Source organism: uncultured Metabacillus sp. (assembly GCF_947503125.1).
Lineage (GTDB): Bacteria > Bacillota > Bacilli > Bacillales > Bacillaceae > Metabacillus.
In genome coordinates this window covers 46,549-65,052 of record NZ_CANNCR010000006.1, presented here as the reverse complement: position 1 = coordinate 65,052, position 18,504 = coordinate 46,549, and the positions used below count along the sequence as shown (strand labels likewise).

Sequence of the window (18,504 nt, the reverse complement as noted above, 5' to 3'; positions counted from 1 at the left end):
GGCAAAATTCGGACCTCCATTGAAAAAGAGATGAACTAATATGTTTGCAGGCCATTTTGGAGTAGCAGCTGCCGTAAAAGCAAAGACACCTGAAGTTCCTTTATGGGCACTTATGTTAAGTACGCAATTATTAGATGTTGTGTTTGTTCCATTGTTAATCGCTGGAATTGAAAGCTTAGAGCCAGTCGATGGCGGCGGATATGGCGCAGTGATCATACATGCACATTATACTCATTCTTTCATAAGTGCACTCATCATGTCGATCATTGCTGGTTTAATTGCTTGGCGCATATGGGGAAAACGAGGAGGCATTGCCATTTCATCGGTCGTTTTCAGCCATTGGCTTCTTGATCTAATCGTTCATCGAGCAGATATGGCCATCCTCCCTGGAGCTGCCGGAAACTTTCCGCTGCTTGGATTAGGATTATGGACATTTCCAATGATCATCATCGTTTTCGAGCTTGCCCTTATCATTTTCGGCTCTATCCTATACCATCGCTCCCTTGTTCCAAAAGCTAAAGGAAAGCAAAGAAAGCATGCGATTGCAGCAAGTGGACTTATGGCTGTTTTGTTAACTCTATCACTTGTGACGAGTGTGTTGGGGGGATGATTACTTAAAAAGCTGAAATATACAGTTTTTATTCTTAAAATAAAGTCATGTGTATTTCAGCTTTTTCTACTATTGCCTAGAAAATTTTTTATCATTATATTGAGTTTCTTCATATTTCCAAAAATCTTAATTACTTATGGTACGGTTCACCGTAACGTTGGATAGAGTAGAAAAAAGTAATTTTCTAGAAATTTAAAGCTAGAAATACTTTAATTCTCATAGAAAAGTAGAGGTGGCGTACCTCTACCTTTTTTGTTCTAAACTAAGGAGAGAATTTAATAACAAATTCCCCAATCCTTCAGATTTTATAAGGTTTTGTTCTAGCTGCTCGAACATATACTCAGCTTTTTTTATCATCCTTACAACCTCTAATTGTTGTTTTAAAGGAGGTAAAGGAATTACTAAATTCATAAATTTACCTTTTGTTATATGCTTAAGTCCAACTCCACCATGAGCTTTAGATATCATCTCATTTAACTTTGAATTTATTGCATATTGCATAAAGTATTTGTCAACTAAATCACCATATATAACACCTTTAAATATATGCTGATTTAATAGAGCATCTTCCCTATCCCAGATAAATGCACCAAATGATGTACCTGGTGTTCCAGACCATCCTATTAATAAATCACCCTTCTTAACATGATACTTGGAATCCACTGAAAAATTACATCTGTTAAAAGGTGCATCTGGATTATTTAAATTTTGTATTCTAATTATTGGCAATCCTTCTTCAGACCAATCAGAGGGCTTAAAAGCCTTACCATTAATAGGGTTTAATAAATCACCTAATCTTGCATAAGTCCATCCTTCTGGTAGGTCATATTCTTGCTCACTGATTTCAATTGGTAGAAGAGGTTTTTCCTTTTTTATTGTTCCACTCTCAATTAATCTATTTTTTTCTTTCTTAATCTCTTCTAGAAGACCTATCGAGGATTCATGGCTTTCACCTTTTTTAGTATACTTACCATTTATAGCGTCTATTTTATAACTTGTTCTTAGTCTCTCCAGTAATATTTTTTGTTCCCTGAAGTTTTCACTAAGTAATCTATGTTTAGTACTTATATTATTATATTTGTGAATGATGGAATCTTGCTCTTCTTTACTTGGTAGCTCAATCTCAAAATTAAGAAATAAATCTTCCTTTAATCTTTTTCGATTAGTAGTTCCTGTACTACCATTTATACAATAAGAAAGAAAATCTTTTGTTTTGGAAAGTAGGTTAAAATATTCAATATTAACAACTTCACTATTTACCTTAAAAGTCAAAAAATCATTTGTTATTATTGCATCATTTAGCTCTTCTGGTATAATTCCAAAAGCCCCATTTCGAGCATCAATTCTCGACATTATAAATTGACCTGGTTTTACCAAGTATTGCCTCTTTGTACCTATATTTTCACCTTTTTCAATATCTCGTAAATTTACACCTTGATGATATAATCTTATTGTTACCCTTTTATACTGCTTATCATCTTCAATTAATACAACATCTTTCACCCTTGTTAAAATATCTCCAATTAAAAATTTTCTCATAATCCTAAATCCTTTTGCATATCTTCTAAAAGTCCAAGCGACTGTTTTTGCAGCTTTAATAAATCCATAAATAATTCTTTAGTATCTTTTATTTCTTCATCATCTTGTTTATTTGGATGTTTAAAATCTAAGTTATAATTATTTTTCTTTATTTCATCAATTGAGACTTTCCATGCAAATTCATTTTCTTCTCTCTTTTTCCACCACTCTTTTTCTAACGCAAACTCTTCATATCTTATTGGTTTGGTCTTCGTATAATTTTTATATCCTTTTGGTAGTGGGTGCTCAAAGAACCAGGTTTCAGTAGTTGATTTACCTTTTTCTAAAAATAGTAAGTTGGTATTGATGTCTGTATAAGGAGAGAAAACTCCTTTTGGTAGTCTAACGATAGTGTGCAAATTAAATTCTTCTAAAAGCTTTTGCTTTATTGTAGTTTTGATACCCTCACTAAACAAAAATCCATCAGGAAGAACAATTCCTGCTCTACCATTTTCTTTTAATAGATACATAAGTAATACAATAAAAAGGTCAGCTGTTTCTTTAGTTCTGAATTGTTGTGGAAAATTTATTTCAATACCATCTTCTTCTATTCCACCAAATGGAGGATTGGTAACAATAACATCGACTTTTTCTGAAGGCTTGTAATCCCTAACATTCTTTGTTAATGAATTATCATGCCTTATGTTTGGAACATCTATATCATGAAGAATCATATTAGTTACTGCTAGGAGATGAGGTAACTGTTTTTTCTCAATCCCCATAATTGTTTCTTGTAGTATACGATTATCTTCAACACTTTTAATCTGTTTTCTTAAATGTTCCAATGAGCTTGTTAGATATCCTCCTGTGCCACAGGCAAAATCTAAAACTTTTTCACCAAGTTGAGGGTTTACCATATCAACAATGAACTGTGTAACTGGTCGTGGAGTGTAATATTCCCCTGAATTCCCAGCACTTTGAAGGTCCTTCAATATAGTTTCATATATATCATTAAACATATGCCTGTCTTTTTGTGAGGTAAAATCTATTTCATTTAATTTATTTATTACTTGTCTCATAAGAGTACCAGATTTCATGTAATTATATGAGTCCTCAAAAACTGCCCTAACGATAAATGCTTTTGGACTACTATTCTCATCGAGTTCCATTTCTTTAAGTTCCTTAAAGAGTTTGTTATTTACAAAGTCTAGTAACTCATCCCCAGTAATCCCTTCTTCATTTGCAGCCCAATTTCTCCATTTTAAGTCCTCTGGAACAATTGGCTCATAATCGTCATACAGTAGCTCCCATTCTTCCTCTTTAGCATCAAATACTTTTAAGAACACCATCCAAACTAACTGGGAAATCCGCTGTGCGTCACCATCAACACCAGCATCTTTCCTCATAATATCTTGTACTGACTTAATTACAGATGATATAGACATATCATATTTCTCCTCTCAATTCTAGGCAGTATAAATTTCATTTTCTAGTTCTTTAATCGCTTGTAAAAATTGCTTTTTTCCACCAAACTTCTTAACTATCTCAAGTGGTGAACCGTACTTTTGTAAATCTGGAAGCTTTAATACTTCAAGACTTTCTAAGTTTTCTAAACCTTCATCAGCATACTTTGCAAGTAATGTCTCTAGTACAGTTCTAGCTCCTTCACCATATTTAGTAAAGTAATTACGCTTTTTTACATTATTTGCTCTTTCTTTTCTAGTAAGAGCAGGCATATCAAATGCAATATGGCATATTAAATCAAATGGGTCTAAATCTTTTCCGACCTCTTCTTTTAATTCTTCAAAGAGTATGCCCTGTTCCTGAAGTTCTGTTAATAAGGCTTCTTTCTTTTCCGCGGAATTCCACCGATTTAAAAAACTATCCAAGGTAGTAAACTCTTTTTTTACGTTTTTCTTAGTATAGTCTACCAGGGATTCCGTAATTAATTTACCATCCTTATCATAATACTGTACTCTCTGATTAAGAACTTTTACTTCAACATCATTAATGTAATACTTTGCCCTTGGCTCTATAATTACTCCTCCACCAGTTCCTGTTCCTCCACCAGTGGTTCCTCCATCATCACTACCTTCATCTCCACCAGGATTTTCATCATCTTCTGGTGGTATATTTCCGCCTGTTGTTTTAATATTTTCAGGTTCCCCATCGAACTCTTTATCAGCAAATAATTTAGTAACTCCTCTAAAATCAATAATTGTGAAATACTGTTTTCCGTAATCCTCTCTAATACGAGTACCACGACCAACAATTTGCTTAAATTCAATCATACTTGAAATATTAGAATCCAAGACGATATACTGGCATGTTTGTGCATCTACACCCGTTGTCATTAACTTACTTGTTGTAACTAAAACAGGATAGGTAGAAGCAGGGTCAATGAAATTATCTAATTCTGCTTTTCCTTCTTCATTGTCACCCGTAATTCGCATAACATATTTAGGATTACTTGATACTAAATCAGCATTTTCGTTTACTAATGCCTGTCTCATACGCTCTGCATGGTCAATATCTACACAGAAGAATATTGTTTTAGCAAAACGACTTTTATTCTTTTTCAAGTAATCAGAAACAACTTTAGCAACAAGCTCTGTTCTTTTTTCTAAAACAAGATTTTTATCATAATCTTTAATGTTATATTCCCTATCCTCAATTATCTGCCCATGTTTATCGGTTTTCCCTTTTGTTGGCCTATATCCGTCTATATCCTTATCAATCGATACTCTGATGACTTTATATGGGGCCAAAAAACCATCCTCTATGCCTTGCTTCAATGAATAAGTATATAATGGGTCACCAAAATACTCTATATTAGAAACTTCTTTTGTCTCTTTTGGTGTAGCAGTTAGCCCTATTTGAGTTGCAGGCTTAAAGTATTCTAAAATTTCACGCCAAGCCGATTCCTCTTTGGCACTTCCACGGTGACACTCGTCTACTACAATAAGGTCAAAAAAATCCCTAGAAAACTCTTTATACACATTTTTCAGTTCTTCTTTTCCTGATATCCCTTGGTATAAGGCTAAATAAATCTCATGTGCTTTATCAATATTTCTATTTTTTATCTTTGTCATTTTATCGCCAAAATGTTTGAAATCATTTGCCATTGTTTGGTCAACCAATATATTTCTATCAGCAAGGAATAAAATTCGTCGCTTAGATTTGGACTTCCATAGTCTATATATAATTTGAAAAGCAGTATATGTCTTTCCAGTTCCAGTCGCCATAACCAATAATATTCTATCTTGACCAGTAGCAATTGCCTCTACAGTTCTATTTATAGCGATGCGTTGATAATAACGTGGACTTTTTCCACCTTGGTCAAAGTAATAATCCTGAGTAATTGTTTCTTCGGCTCCTTGGTCTATACCTTTCCATTGTTTATACCGTTTCCATAACTCTTCAGGTGAAGGGAACTCTGCTAGGGAAAGTTCTTGCTCTATTTTGCCTGAATCTTTTGTTCTATCATGTTCAAGGAAGCCATCACCATTAGAGGAGAATACAAATGGGATATCTAAAATCTCAGCATAGTTTAATGCCTGTTGCATTCCCGAACCAATACTGTGTTTGTTATCTTTTGCCTCAATAATTGCAATAGGTAAATTAGGCTTATAATATAAGATGTAATCGGCCCTTTTCCGTTCTCCTCTTGTGACCATTTTCTTTCGAACAATAATTCTACCATCTGTAAATGTAACTTCTTCTCTAATTTGTTTTTGAAGGTCCCATCCCGCTTCAGTTAGAGCAGGCGTAATATATTTTGAACATATATCACGTTCTGATAACTCTCTCTTATTCATTAGTTCATCACCCCATTCGAAAAAAATAAACCCACAACATTATACTGTTAATTAGATTATATAAGTAAATGGGCTCAATTGGAATTTATATACCAAAAAAATAGGCAGCAAGTAATGACTACCTATTTTAAAACACCCATTTCTTTTAAAAATCTTGATGGTTCTTTTGACCAACCATTGTATCTTTCAGAAAAAGTTAATGTGAGAGTCTCAACTGTTCTTGTAATAGCTACAAAACAGCCACGTCTTTCTTCTTCAATTTCTAGACTGTTATTCCCCTTTTTCTTACTCATATATGATGGAAGTTCATCTTCAACTAAACCTAATAAATAAACATGATTAAATTCCTTACCCTTAGCCGAATGAATGGTTAAACATTGTACATAACTTAAATCAGGCTCTTTCTGTTTAGAAGATAAATCTAATTCTTGTAAAAATGTGCTTAAAGTAACAGGGGTGTTTCCATACTTATAATAAAAGTTCCCCATAAATTGATTCCATACTTCACGTTCTTCATCATATAGAAGTTTAAGTTCCTCGTCAGTATTATCAATTCGTTTTTCTAGCCAGTTCATTGATTGTTCGATAAAATCAATAAAGCTCTTCCCCTCAACTAAATCTAGTCTAAAGGTCTCTAAAAATTGTTTTTCTATATCAAAGGGTGTTATACAGTTATAAAATCCCTTTAGATAGTCTCCATCCCTTGAATCACTCCAAGCTATAATTTCCTCAATATCAATGTGAAATTTTGTGAAAAATTCAAAGGAGCTCACCACTTCATTTAAATATCTTGTATCATTTCTCTTATTGGCTAGTCGTAGTAAACTATGCATCCAATACAATAGAGGACTCTCAAATTCATTTTTTCTTTTTGATATAACCACAGGTACTTCGTTACTTTTTAATTTTTCATAGACTGCATTTAATAGCTTATTGGAACGAGCTATCACTGAATATGATGTACCTTCTTGGTTAGCTGCCTTTCGTTCCTTAATATCATTCACTATCCATTCAACTTCATCTTCAAAGGTATAAAAGCTCTCTAATCGTAATACATCTGAATTTTCTTCAACATCTTTTGTAGCACGTATAGGCTCTTTACTGTTTAAGCGTCCTTTATTATGTTTAATTAGGTTATTTGCTACTTCCACAACTATAGATGGACACCTAAAATTATCGGTGAGTTGTATTAAATCTGCTCCATAGTCCTCTTTAAATTCTTGAAGCCTTTTATGACTTGCACCATTCCATTGGTAAATAAGTTGGTCATCGTCTGCTACGATAAACAAATTATTGTGTTTATCTTTAGTAAGTTGCTTAATCATTTGATACTGTGCAAAATTTGTGTCTTGAAATTCATCTATTGAGATATAAGGGTAAATCGTTCGATAATGTTTTGCAATAAAAGGAAACTTCTTAAATAACATATATGTCTTAAAAATTAATGAATCAAAATCAAGGGCATTTAGTTCCTTCAGCTTCTCCCAATAGTCTACATATATATGTTCAACCGCATTTCTTAAATTTGTATTCTTAATGAGTGTATTAAGAGATTGGTTTGGCTCAAGAAGATTCCTTTGTAAATATTGTATTATAGGTAAAAGATTAGTTACCCCTATAGGTTCAATAATATTATCTTTTTCAAGCCTGGATTTTACTTCGGTAAGTATTTCATTTAAATCCTTTGTATCAGAGTAAATTGTAAAATCTGGATTAACACCTACGTGTGAACCATGGTTTCTAAGCACTTCTGCACAAAAACTGTGGAATGTCCCTAAAAATAATCTATTGTCCACATCTGTAACTAATTCTTTTATCCGAGCTCTCATTTCATCAGCAGCTTTATTAGTAAAAGTTAATCCTAATATTCTATAACTCTCTTCCATGGATTGTTCTAATAGTCTTGCAATCCTTAAAGTTAATACCTTAGTTTTACCTGAACCAGGGCCTGCTATAACTACTAAAGGTCCTTTATCCCAATCAACGGCTTGTTTCTGTATTAATGTTAATCGGTTGAACTCACTTTGAATTTCATTATTCATTTGATACACTCACACACCTTTCAATAAGCTCCTTGATTAGTTCAGGTACTCTTTCCTTATTGAAATCCCTCTCTTTTAGTAGTTCAACTAACCTGTAGGCATTTCCAACTTTATCTTTCTTAATAATTTCTGCTAATTCGTCCCTGTCTATGATACCTAACTGGTCTTTAGGTATATTATATCCATTTTCAGTTGCTATTATTTCATACTCTTCTAAAAACCCTTCATATGCTAGATATGTTTCAAAATCAACTCGAGGCAACAAAGCCACTAATTCATTAATTTTTTCCTTACTAAAACCTATCTTTTCTATTTGAGATATTGTACTTTTCCCTTGGTCATCATTATCCGAGATTAAATACCAAGGAAACTCTAGTAACTTGGCCAATTTAATAAATGCACCTGGTGAACCATTATTTTGAAAATCAATTATACTTATACCATAGTCATCTAGAGGAAGTCCTATTACTTCTGCAAAATACTGCATCAATATGTACTCTGTTTGTCCCTCAGCTAATAACCAGCCCCTAGCAAAAAACAATTCTCCACGAGTTCTTTGAACAAATGTATTTAAATCTTTTCTTTCTTTATCAGTTATAATTAATTGAGAATCCTCAATAAACTTTTCAATAATTTCACTAAAGTCCGAATCCCTGTACATTCCTAAAAGGCCTCTTTGTTCATTTTCATTTATAGGCTCATACGCCACCAACTTGCTTGTAGACTCATCATAACTAAATTTCCCACCTTTAGAAGCAACAAATTTCTGTAAACTACCATTTGCCAGCACTCTAGCAGTTACGGAATCTCTTAAAAAGTGAACAGTGGTTTCTGCACCTTTTTTCCGAAATAATCTTAAATCCATTAAATCCATATTTTGAACAAAATAAGGAGAATGTGTAGAGATAATTTTTTGACAATCAATATTTTTAATCTTTTTAAATAATGACCGACTAGCCTGGGGATGTAAATGAGCTTCTGGTTCTTCTAAAGTTAATATTGCTTCTGTCTCCTTAGAGAATGTTGTTTCTAATAAAACCTCTATATAAGCTTGAAACAAAAATAAAGTGGCTAAGCTTTGAGTTCCTTGCCCATGTCTATCTAAAGGAAAATTTGCATTACTTCCCTTTCCTTTCATAACCACCTGAGCTTTTGAAAGAATATCCCATGTCTTCATTGGAAGTGCATTAATTGAAACAACTTCCTTGCTGTTCATGGATAGGACATTATGTATATTTTCAAGCGACTTTATCATTCCTTCTAGATTAGAGTCGCTTTTGATTAATTCTTCATTTATGTTTGATAAACTTTCTTGAATTTGTTCCAGTTTTTCCTTCGGTATATTTATTTTTTTTAAAAATCTACCCCAAAATGGTGAGTTTGCACTAAAAGAGTCCTGTATATCACGAAGGGCTTGCAAATAAAATACCGGTGTTAATTGTAAAAAATCATTATATTTACTATTAGAAGCTCTTGCAGAAAGAGGTTCCCCATTAATGTTTAAAAACTGTGTTTCAATTATATAATCATTTTGTTCTTCACTATATTTTGAGCATACTCTTAACCAAATCATATTAATTGCTTCCTCTGGGTCTTCCTCCCACATCATTGGTTGTACTATTTCACCTAATATTTGTGGGATTTTTTCCCCCCATTGATTTGGTTTATCTTCCATAAACTTAAACTCAATAGTAATACCTTCAGAATTTTGTGGTGTATCTTTCTCATTATCTACAAAATAGTCGTATTCATTAAAAGGAGAAATCCGACGGTTTGAACGTCCAAGGCCTAATTTGATTGCATCTAAAAATGCAGTTTTTCCAGAGTTATTTTCCCCGATTAATATTGTATTTTTCGATAGCGGTAGGACAACTTTTTTTAGGCTTCTAAAATTATTAATACTTACTTCTTTCAAAAACATTTTATTACCTCCATATAAAAATAGCCATGAGCTTTTTACCTTTTATTTGATTTAAAAACATAATTATTTGTCTGGATTTCAAAATACCTAAACAAAAATTCGACAACTGTCTTGTAAATCCCTTTAGAAAGACCAAATATTTCCTCTCAATATTAGCATATCCGCGCTTCGCGTAATTGTCATGAACCTATAAACTCGAAAAAAATGATATAAAATTTCTTGGGGTGCTAGGCATAACTATAATTGTTTTTGTTCCCGTTCGGTGCCCCACCCCTTTTTAATTGACCTCTTCCAATATGGATTAGGTCTTTTTGTACTACAGGGATGACTAGGATGGTGAGAGGCATCCAAAAACAAAGGAGGTGAAAAAAATGAGACAACTGCACAAGGACACAGTGGAAAATGTCATTACTGAAAGAGGTGAATGGTCAGGGTTCTTGGCTCAATGCCGGTAAAAGATACCCATATCAAAGGTCTATGGTGCCTTGGTATTAAATGTACAATTCGAAGTTTAGAAGAGCTTGAAATAAAACTTGAGAGGTTTAAATACTACTGTCGTGATGATGAACTGGAAATTCCAGTCTCATTTTTTGAAAGAAGCAGTAACTTACGAGAATCGTAATTAAAAAGGAGTGAAGCAATAGTGAAGGATACAATAGGAAAACTTCGCAATGTAATTCCAATGTCAGGGAAAAATGAGCAAATCGCAATTGTTCCTAGTCTAGCAATCTCATTACAAGAAGCGAAAGTTAGAATCAACATGCTAGAACAATTTGTAAAAGAATTCATGACAGAAGGAATTGACTATGGGCAGATTGAGGGCTTTGATAAGCCAACATTACTTAAACCTGGGGCAGAAAAGTTATGTGACATATTTGGTTTCTCCAAACAAGTAAGCATCATAAATCGTATTGAGAACTGGGAGAAAGGGATATTTGCATATGAGGTAAAGGTCACTCTTATTAGTAAGCAAACAGGTCTAATGGAGGCTGAAGGAATCGGAACATGTAACAACAAAGAGAAAGCGTATATTAACCAAGACCCATTCAGCGTAATCAATACACTTCTAAAGATGGCAAAGAAACGTGCATTAATTGATGCAGTACTATCAGCAACTAGAGCTAGTGGGATATTTACACAGGATATTGAGGACTTACCAAAGTCAGCCTCAATTAAAGGAGGTGATGAACCAGTCACTGAAAGGCAGCTACAAATGATTTTTAGAACAGTTAAAGAAATCAACATGCTTCCTGAGGTTGCAAGGGAACTAATGAGGATGCAATACAACGTGGAGCATAGTACAATGCTAACAAAACAACAAGCATCATCTTTTATCCAGGACCTATTGCTACTTAAGGAACAGCCCTAAGGAGGTGAATCAAATGAACATTAGCTATAAAACTAACCCATGAAGCTCTTTGAGTGCAACCAGCATTCTAGGGGCTTTTTTAATGCACAAAAAAAGATGAGCTCAATTTACGAACTCACCAATAATCACCTTATAAACATCATACAGAAAAAATCTATTTCAATCAATTGGAGGGACATTTGTCTCTCCTTTTTTATTTCAAAAAACTGGAGGAATATTATATGAATACTTTTGATAAATACACATTTAAAATTTTACTGGCTGCTACAATCAGAGAAAAAGAAGATGGATATGTTGTAAATGAGATTTTCAGCCGCTTTCCGTCCATTCAGGAATTACTTGAAGTAACAGAAGAAGAACTCATGCAAATCAAAGGGATTGGCAAGGTTAAAGCCCAACAAATTATATCCGCCTTAAAACTAGCTCGTATGAATCCAACTCCAATGGAGACTCGTTTTGCAATTAGAAGCCCTGAAGATGGTTATCGCTATTTAAAAGACATGCAATACCTAAATAGGGAAGAATTCGTTTGCTTAGGCCTTAATACGAAAAATGAGGTACTGTTTCGCGAAACGGTCTTTGTCGGTTCTTTAAATGCTTCGATTGTGCATCCCCGCGAGACGTTCAAATGTTTAATTCGTCGCAGTTGTGCCAGTGCCATAGTGGCTCATAATCATCCAAGTGGGCAACCTGAACCAAGTCGTGAAGATATAGAGGTTACCAAACGTCTTGCCGAAGTTGGAAAGGTTGTGGGCATCGAAATTCTTGACCACCTAATAATTGGACATGAAAAATATATTAGTTTAAAAGAAAAAGGATACCTATAAAATTTTAAGAAAGGGTTAAAATGGGGACTGACTTATTGTTGGTCCCTATCCTTTTATAATTATAAGTACCTTTTACAATTTTCTGCATTTCTTACTATGACATCTTGGAGTCCTTCCATCGTGCATCAATTCACTAGAATGGACATGCTTAGGAAGAATTTCTCCTGGAACTCTAACCACGCAAATATCTTTATGTACCTTATTACTTTCATATTCGTTCGAATCATAGATAATATCGATTTTCCCCTTATAACCTTCCATTCTATGCCTAACAGTTTGTCCAACCTTTAACATAATAATAGCCCCTCCTAGCATATGATAATACATTATATGGAACTAAAAGGGATTCTATTACTACATCTCACTATCTGGTAGATTTGTAAAAGACAGTAGAATTGTCAATTTCATCTAATTGGTTGTATAGTTAATATTTATTGATAGCTCCCCTTTACATCTACGTTTATCCTTGATTTCGCCCACTTTTTATTCACTTACTGTTATATTAAAGTCATTACATCTATATATAATCCTATGAAAATGTTGGTTTTGTAACACCTATTATAAAAAAGTTTCGTTGTCCTGCCTTCTCCATTTTAATATGGCATCTTGATATTGTGGTAATAAGGAATTAACGAAACCTAAATTATCTAAAATACGTATTACTCGGTTTCTTTTACGAACATCTAACTGTTTTAATGTCATTATCATTGAATACTTACCATTGTTAATTACTTGAACATTATACTGTCTTAGGATATCATTTATATCTTTTGTTGCAGCATTCACAATGATAACATCTTCAAATAGCTTAATTTCCGATACTCCATTTAAAAAAGAAATTAAAGTCATCTGTTCTTCTTTATCATATGACCGTGTAGTCTCTACCCTTGTCCAAACAATGCTTTGCCCCTGCTCTTTCCCTTTGTCATATATACGAATCCTTACTTTGCTATGAGCACTTCCTAGATAAAGGGTACCTTTATTAAAATACTCTTCATCAATCTTTCTAAAATCCGAACACCACTATATTATGTTCATGCACTCATATGGGTCAAGACCAAAGAAATCTAACTTTGTATCTACCTTTTTTACAAATATTCGTTTCACGTCAGTTACTAAAAATTTACACCATTCATATAACTGTTTTGGAGAAAGCCCTCCTTTGGACGGATTAATCTTTATTTTGACTGGAGGGACACACGTAAATATTGGTTCAAGCATAACTGTTACACAACCTAAAGAATAACTGACCTTATATGGCTGCTTCTCGTTTGCTTTAATATATTGTTTTGTAAAGAGAGACTCAATTTCATAAAATCCTGCCGCTAAAGATGAATCTGTCAATACCTCGATTCCATCAATCGGGCAATCGCCTATCTCATTGTGTTGTTCAAACAAATAGTAATGCGTTATAGCAACAGACGGCGGCAATTGTTGCACCTTAGTGTTCCAAGCCTTTGATAATTTCAATGCTAATTCCCCTAAGCTGGTAAAACCAGAGGAGCATTATATTAACTTAAGATATAAGTTTACTCCTCAAGGTCTCTATTGGTATGCGGTTAGAGGAGTGGCAACCTTATCACACCGACCTTAACTAGTTCCTGGCTTACAAGCTTGTTCCAAACCTGATTAAACTAGATATCTTGTATACAGCTTATTTTAAATTGCAGCTAATACCTTATGTTATAGCAAACAACACATGTTGTTAATGAGATATCTTACAATATCTAAATAATATATTATTACATCGTGTTATAGTTGTAAATAACAAATCTTACACTTATAATAGAATAGAGGTGATTAACAATGACATTTTCGCAAAAAGTTAAGAGAAAACGTTCAGATTTAGGACTTAGTCTCCGTCAACTATCAGAAAAAACCGGTATTTCGCACGCACACATATCCGATATAGAGAAGGAAAAACATCCTCCTTCATTTGAAGCATCATTAAAATTAGCTAAGGCACTGGAATTGGATATTAAAGATATCATCATCGAAACGTACCAGGCACAGTTAAGACAGTCTTTAATGGACTTAGTTAAAACATGTCATGAAAATAATATTCGGATTCCGTATGAAGAGTGGGTCAAATCTAATTTACCGATGCAACCCCTTGGAACAGACGAAAGTAAAATTAGTGATGCTGCTTTTAAAATTGCTACAGCTTTGTTTAATGATTCAAATCAGTTTTCTGTTGAAGAAAAAATTAATCTACTTACAGCAATTTCAGCATCCTCAAATCAAGGAACAGTATATACCTTCCTCCAAAGGCTCTTAGAACCTATAAGTATCGCTTGTGAATTAAAAGGGAGTCTTAAAGTTAATGAAGATATAAACAGATATATTAAAGAGTTAAGTTCTTAAGAAAGTAAGTTTTAAAAGGATGTGTAAATTATGAATATGTGGCAGAAAACAAAACCTTTTTATAATGGACTTAAAAGCTTACCTATTGAATCACACAATGATAAGCATAACAAACAAATATTTATAGCCGCGGTTTCCCAAGCAATTAACCGTGTTAAATACAAGGATTATAAAACGCACATAGAAACGGAGGGAAAAGAATGAACACTAAAAAGGCAGTAATATATGCTCGTGTAAGTACAGAGGAACAAGCAACCGAAGGATTCAGCATTAAAGCTCAGTTATCCGAACTATACAGACAAGCAGAACTGTTGAACATGGAAGTTATTAATGAGTACATTGATGAGGGCGTAAGTGGTAAGAGCATCGCTGGACGTCCTGAAATGAAGAAACTATTAGCTGATGCGCGTCATAGAAAATTTGATATCGTTCTGGTTTATAAATTAGACCGTGTTTCAAGAAAACTGAAGGATGCTTTGGAAATTAGCGATGAACTGGAACGCAATAATGTTCAATTGATGAGTTTAAATGAAAACTTTGATACGACGACTCCTATGGGTAAAATGGTGTTTCAAATGATAAGCTCGTTTGCTGAATTAGAACGTAACACGATTGTTGTCCGTGTCAAAATGGGGATGACAGAACGAGCAAAGCAAGGGAAATTCAACGGAGGACTTTGCTTAGGATACGATAGTGTCAACAAACAGTTGGTCATAAATGATACTGAAGCTATTATCGTGAAAGAGATTTTTAATCTTGCTGAACAAGGATTAGGATTGAAGGCTATAACACATCGTATAAATGAAAAAGGGTTTAAATCAAAAAGGAATAAACTTTTCTCTACTAATGCAATTAAACAAATATTAGATAATCCAATGTACATTGGTAAAATACGCTTCAATCAAGTTGAGGATTGGAATGAAAAACGCCGCAGAGGTAAAAATGAGAACTTTATTCTTGCAGATGGCGAGCATGAACCAATTATTACTCAAGAACAATGGGATAAGGTGCAGAGTATCCGCCAAAAAAGGTCTATCAAGCCATCCCGCTCTCAAGAGCCATATATTCTCAGTGGCTTATTAAAATGCCCTGTATGCGGTCACGGGATGGTTCCGAGCCGTTCAAAAGGAGCTGCAGGTCAGACTTATCGTTACTATACTTGTGGTCAATACCATAATAAAGGCAAAGAAGCATGTAGACCAAATTCAATACGTGCGGACAAAGCCGAACAACATGTATTTGAAGAGTTATCAAGTATTGCCTCACACCCAGCAGCATTAAAGAAAATCATTGCAGAAACCAATAAGCAGAGAAGTCATTCAGTGGAGCCCATTCAAGAGGAAATAAGGCTGTTAAAGTCTAAGGTTAATAAAATCACAGGCCATATAGATAAACTAATGAATGCTCTACTTGACGAGGAACTGCCACAAGAAATTGTTAAACCAAAGCTAGTCTCCTCCCAGGAACAAAAAAAGCAGCTAGAGGAACGCCTGAAAGCGTTAAATACGGAAATAACCGAAGCCGATACTTCACCTATTGATTATGATACAGTACAACGATTATTAGGGGATTTTCATGTTTTACTCTCACGGGTTGAACCAGAAGAACAAAAGATACTGCTCCGCTCCATCATTAAAGATATTCAGATAAGCTTAGACGCAAAGCGTGGGATAGGTCGTCATATTACAAAGATTAACCTTTTCTTTGATTTCACCATCGATGCTATGGCCGATAGCTATGAATTGTTGCAAAAGATTTATCCAGACCTTGAACAGCAGCTAGATACCTGGTCAACAAGCTCCATATCATACGGTAAATATAAAAGGGACATGCTTGAGTCCCTTAATAGTTTACCTTTATTTATGGTACGGTTCCCCCCGAATAATCCGAAACGCCCGATAAACCTGTTCCAATAAAATCAACCTCATCAATTGATGAGGAAAAGTCATCTTAGAAAACGAAAGGGTGTCATTTGCTCGTTTCATAACAGCGGGGCTTAGTCCTAGTGAGCCGCCAATGACAAACGCTATTTTGCTTTTTCCATATGTAGCTAGCTGGTCGAGGTCTTTTGCGAGCTGTTCTGAGGATTTCATTTTTCCTTCGATCGCAAGGGCAATGACATGGGTGTCATCGCTGATTTTATTTAGGATACGTTCTCCTTCTTTTTCCTTTACGATCTCCATTTCTGTTTCACTTAAGTTTTCTGGAGCCTTTTCGTCAGGCAATTCGATGATATCGACTTTTGCATAGGTTGAAAGGCGTTTTAAGTATTCATCAATTCCTTGCTTTAAGTATTTTTCTTTTAGTTTGCCAATTGTCACAATTGAGATATTCACACTGCTTCCCCATTTCAAACAAAGTTATCCACAAAACCATTTATTTTATCCACATTTAGTAGCAGGAAATTAGCTTCCCACTATGTATATTGCAGGGTTTTGGCATAATTCACAACTTGTGGATAAGTTGCTATCCTTATCCAATTTTTTGATCTCAGGTGCTAATTCTTTTTCATCAACGTACATATCAATCGCTAATTCTATATGTTCTTCACAGCAGTACATTTAACTTCCTCCTTTATCCACATGTGGATGTCCCTTTATAGTTTTACCATGTTTTTTATTTATCCACAAACCTTCTTCTAACTGTCTTGGATGTTTTATCCACAACCTTTTTTAATTCAAAAAAAGAGAGCTGATTCATCAGCCCCCTAACATATCTTGTTCGCCTAATCTCATTTTTCCTGTTTTCTTTTCTCCTCCACGATAATACGTGAACTCGACGGTCTCACCAATTTCTTGCTTATATAGGATTTTCCTTAATTCGATAACGTCTTTTAGTTCTTCGCCAGCAAATTCAGTAATGACATCGAGCTCTTGAAGCCCTGCTTGAGCAGCAGGTGACATTGGAGCAACGCTCATAACAACAATTCCTGTTGTAATGTCATCAGATAGCTTTAAAGTTTGCTGTTTATGATAAGAAGATACCTCATTCAATGATTGCATTGAAATTCCCATATAAGGGCGTCTAACCTCACTGTATTTTTCAAGATCCTCAATAATCGGGATTGCGTGGTTAGCTGGGATCGCTAAACCAATTCCTTCGACAGCTTCTTGAGCAATTTTCATGGAATTAATGCCGATTACTTTCCCATCCATATTAATCAGTGCTCCACCGCTATTTCCAGGGTTAATGGCTGCATCTGTTTGTAAAACCTCTGCATTCCAATCTACCTGTCCATCACCGTTTTCATCAATTGGAACAGCCCTTTCTGTCCCTGAGATGATCCCTTGTGTTACAGATCCTGAAAATTGCAAGCCTAATGGGTTACCAATCGCAATGACAGGCTCACCAGGCTTTACTTGATCAGAGTCGCCAAATTGCGCGACCTTTTTAATTTTATCACTTTCTACACGAAGAACCGCTAAATCAGTTAACTCATCACTGCCCAGAATTTCAGCAGGGATTCTCGTTCCGTCGCTTAAACTGATTTCTATCTGTGTGGCCCCGGCAATAACATGGTGATTTGTAACAATAAAGGCGTTTTTACCCTCTTTTTTATAAATAACGCCTGAACCTGTTCCTGCCTCCGCTTCTTCTGTTTGTCCGGACTCATTCCAAAAACCGGCCTCCTGAAGATTGACAACTCCGACAACAGCATCTGATACCTCATTGACAATGTCTGTTATTGCGGTATTCACATTGACAGAAACGTTTTTTACCGGGCCGGTTGATTCTCCTGTCTCATCCTGTTCCGTAGCCTCTCCACCTAAATCCATATTATAAGGTAAAAAATTTGATATAGCAGGAAATGCAAATAACATAATGAGCACGCCGATAACAGCTCCAACCAAACCTGCTAAAAACCAGCCTCCGCGGTTTCCTTTTTGCTTTCTCGCATCATAGTTTTCATAATCTTGATCATAATAGCCCACTACTTGTCACCATCCCTTTCTAAACTCAAGTATGAATAGTGTTATATCTAATCAACATTATTCTCTAGTCTGCTTAATATTAACCATGCTTGTTTATCATTGA

At 34.7% G+C, this 18,504-nt stretch carries 17 protein-coding genes; 6 read left to right on the top strand and 11 right to left on the bottom strand.

Annotated features, from left to right (window positions below):
- Nucleotides 1-40 precede the first annotated feature (40 nt).
- Complete coding sequence (locus Q1B07_RS06780) at nucleotides 41-610, top strand: permease (protein ID WP_299089773.1); 570 nt, start codon at nucleotides 41-43, stop codon at nucleotides 608-610.
- A gap of 243 nt (nucleotides 611-853) precedes the next feature.
- On the opposite strand, the gene Q1B07_RS06775 is transcribed toward Q1B07_RS06780, so the two are convergent.
- The 5 genes from Q1B07_RS06775 to Q1B07_RS06755 all read right to left on the bottom strand — a co-directional run bounded on the left by Q1B07_RS06775 (nucleotide 854) and on the right by Q1B07_RS06755 (nucleotide 9,909).
- Complete coding sequence (locus Q1B07_RS06775) at nucleotides 854-2,149, bottom strand: restriction endonuclease subunit S (protein WP_299089775.1); 1,296 nt, start codon at nucleotides 2,147-2,149, stop codon at nucleotides 854-856.
- A complete protein-coding gene (locus tag Q1B07_RS06770; protein ID WP_299089776.1) occupies nucleotides 2,146-3,573 on the bottom strand; it encodes a class I SAM-dependent DNA methyltransferase in 1,428 nt (475 codons plus the stop codon). Before Q1B07_RS06770 ends, Q1B07_RS06775 begins: the two co-directional genes overlap by 4 nt.
- A 21-nt stretch (nucleotides 3,574-3,594) precedes the next feature.
- Nucleotides 3,595-5,946, bottom strand: coding sequence for an EcoAI/FtnUII family type I restriction enzme subunit R (gene hsdR, locus Q1B07_RS06765; RefSeq protein ID WP_299089777.1), 2,352 nt, complete (start codon nucleotides 5,944-5,946; stop codon nucleotides 3,595-3,597).
- Between the two features lie 122 nt (nucleotides 5,947-6,068).
- Entirely contained in the window at nucleotides 6,069-7,988 is a 1,920-nt protein-coding gene (locus Q1B07_RS06760) for an ATP-dependent helicase (RefSeq protein ID WP_299089778.1), read from the bottom strand.
- Nucleotides 7,981-9,909: an AAA family ATPase gene (locus Q1B07_RS06755; protein ID WP_299089779.1), complete on the bottom strand. Its 1,929-nt coding sequence runs from the start codon at nucleotides 9,907-9,909 to the stop codon at nucleotides 7,981-7,983. Before Q1B07_RS06755 ends, Q1B07_RS06760 begins: the two co-directional genes overlap by 8 nt.
- 643 nt (nucleotides 9,910-10,552) lie before the next feature.
- Between Q1B07_RS06755 and Q1B07_RS06750 the strand changes: the two genes are divergently transcribed.
- Both Q1B07_RS06750 and radC read left to right on the top strand, forming a co-directional pair.
- Nucleotides 10,553-11,278, top strand: coding sequence for a hypothetical protein (locus Q1B07_RS06750; RefSeq protein WP_299089781.1), 726 nt, complete (start codon nucleotides 10,553-10,555; stop codon nucleotides 11,276-11,278).
- A 221-nt stretch (nucleotides 11,279-11,499) separates the two neighbouring features.
- Nucleotides 11,500-12,105 (top strand): DNA repair protein RadC, encoded by a 606-nt coding sequence (radC, locus tag Q1B07_RS06745; RefSeq protein WP_299089782.1) that lies wholly within the window; start codon nucleotides 11,500-11,502, stop codon nucleotides 12,103-12,105.
- A 72-nt stretch (nucleotides 12,106-12,177) separates the two neighbouring features.
- Here the strand turns inward: radC and Q1B07_RS06740 are convergent, their stop codons facing one another.
- The 3 genes from Q1B07_RS06740 to Q1B07_RS06730 all read right to left on the bottom strand — a co-directional run bounded on the left by Q1B07_RS06740 (nucleotide 12,178) and on the right by Q1B07_RS06730 (nucleotide 13,575).
- On the bottom strand, nucleotides 12,178-12,399 hold the full coding sequence (locus tag Q1B07_RS06740) for a hypothetical protein (protein ID WP_299089785.1): 222 nt from the start codon (nucleotides 12,397-12,399) through the stop codon (nucleotides 12,178-12,180).
- A gap of 264 nt (nucleotides 12,400-12,663) precedes the next feature.
- The gene (locus Q1B07_RS06735) at nucleotides 12,664-12,954 is read right to left on the bottom strand and encodes a hypothetical protein (protein WP_299089787.1); all 291 of its coding nucleotides are present in this window, start codon (nucleotides 12,952-12,954) and stop codon (nucleotides 12,664-12,666) included.
- A 174-nt stretch (nucleotides 12,955-13,128) separates the two neighbouring features.
- Nucleotides 13,129-13,575 carry a hypothetical protein gene (locus Q1B07_RS06730; RefSeq protein ID WP_299089789.1) on the bottom strand — a complete coding sequence of 149 codons (447 nt, stop codon included), beginning with the start codon at nucleotides 13,573-13,575 and terminating at the stop codon, nucleotides 13,129-13,131.
- 336 nt (nucleotides 13,576-13,911) lie between these two features.
- Here Q1B07_RS06730 and Q1B07_RS06725 point away from each other — a divergent pair, with 336 nt between their 5' ends.
- The 3 genes from Q1B07_RS06725 to Q1B07_RS06715 are packed head-to-tail and all read left to right on the top strand — an operon-like array spanning nucleotide 13,912 to nucleotide 16,385.
- On the top strand, nucleotides 13,912-14,469 hold the full coding sequence (locus Q1B07_RS06725) for a helix-turn-helix transcriptional regulator (protein WP_299089792.1): 558 nt from the start codon (nucleotides 13,912-13,914) through the stop codon (nucleotides 14,467-14,469).
- 30 nt (nucleotides 14,470-14,499) lie between these two features.
- A complete protein-coding gene (locus tag Q1B07_RS06720) occupies nucleotides 14,500-14,673 on the top strand; it encodes a hypothetical protein (RefSeq protein WP_299089793.1) in 174 nt (57 codons plus the stop codon).
- Nucleotides 14,670-16,385 carry a recombinase family protein gene (locus tag Q1B07_RS06715; protein WP_299089795.1) on the top strand — a complete coding sequence of 572 codons (1,716 nt, stop codon included), beginning with the start codon at nucleotides 14,670-14,672 and terminating at the stop codon, nucleotides 16,383-16,385. The genes Q1B07_RS06720 and Q1B07_RS06715 overlap by 4 nt, the downstream gene beginning before the upstream one ends.
- Here Q1B07_RS06715 and rlmH read toward each other — a convergent pair.
- From rlmH to Q1B07_RS06700, 3 genes are all read right to left on the bottom strand, one after another.
- Nucleotides 16,326-16,805, bottom strand: a complete 480-nt coding sequence (gene rlmH / locus Q1B07_RS06710) for a 23S rRNA (pseudouridine(1915)-N(3))-methyltransferase RlmH (protein WP_299089797.1) — start codon at nucleotides 16,803-16,805, stop codon at nucleotides 16,326-16,328. The genes Q1B07_RS06715 and rlmH overlap by 60 nt on opposite strands.
- Nucleotides 16,806-16,874: 69 nt before the next feature.
- On the bottom strand, nucleotides 16,875-17,030 hold the full coding sequence (locus tag Q1B07_RS06705; protein ID WP_299089798.1) for a CxxH/CxxC protein: 156 nt from the start codon (nucleotides 17,028-17,030) through the stop codon (nucleotides 16,875-16,877).
- A 138-nt stretch (nucleotides 17,031-17,168) separates the two neighbouring features.
- A complete protein-coding gene (locus Q1B07_RS06700; protein ID WP_299089800.1) occupies nucleotides 17,169-18,401 on the bottom strand; it encodes a S1C family serine protease in 1,233 nt (410 codons plus the stop codon).
- Between the last annotated feature and the right edge of the window lie 103 nt (nucleotides 18,402-18,504).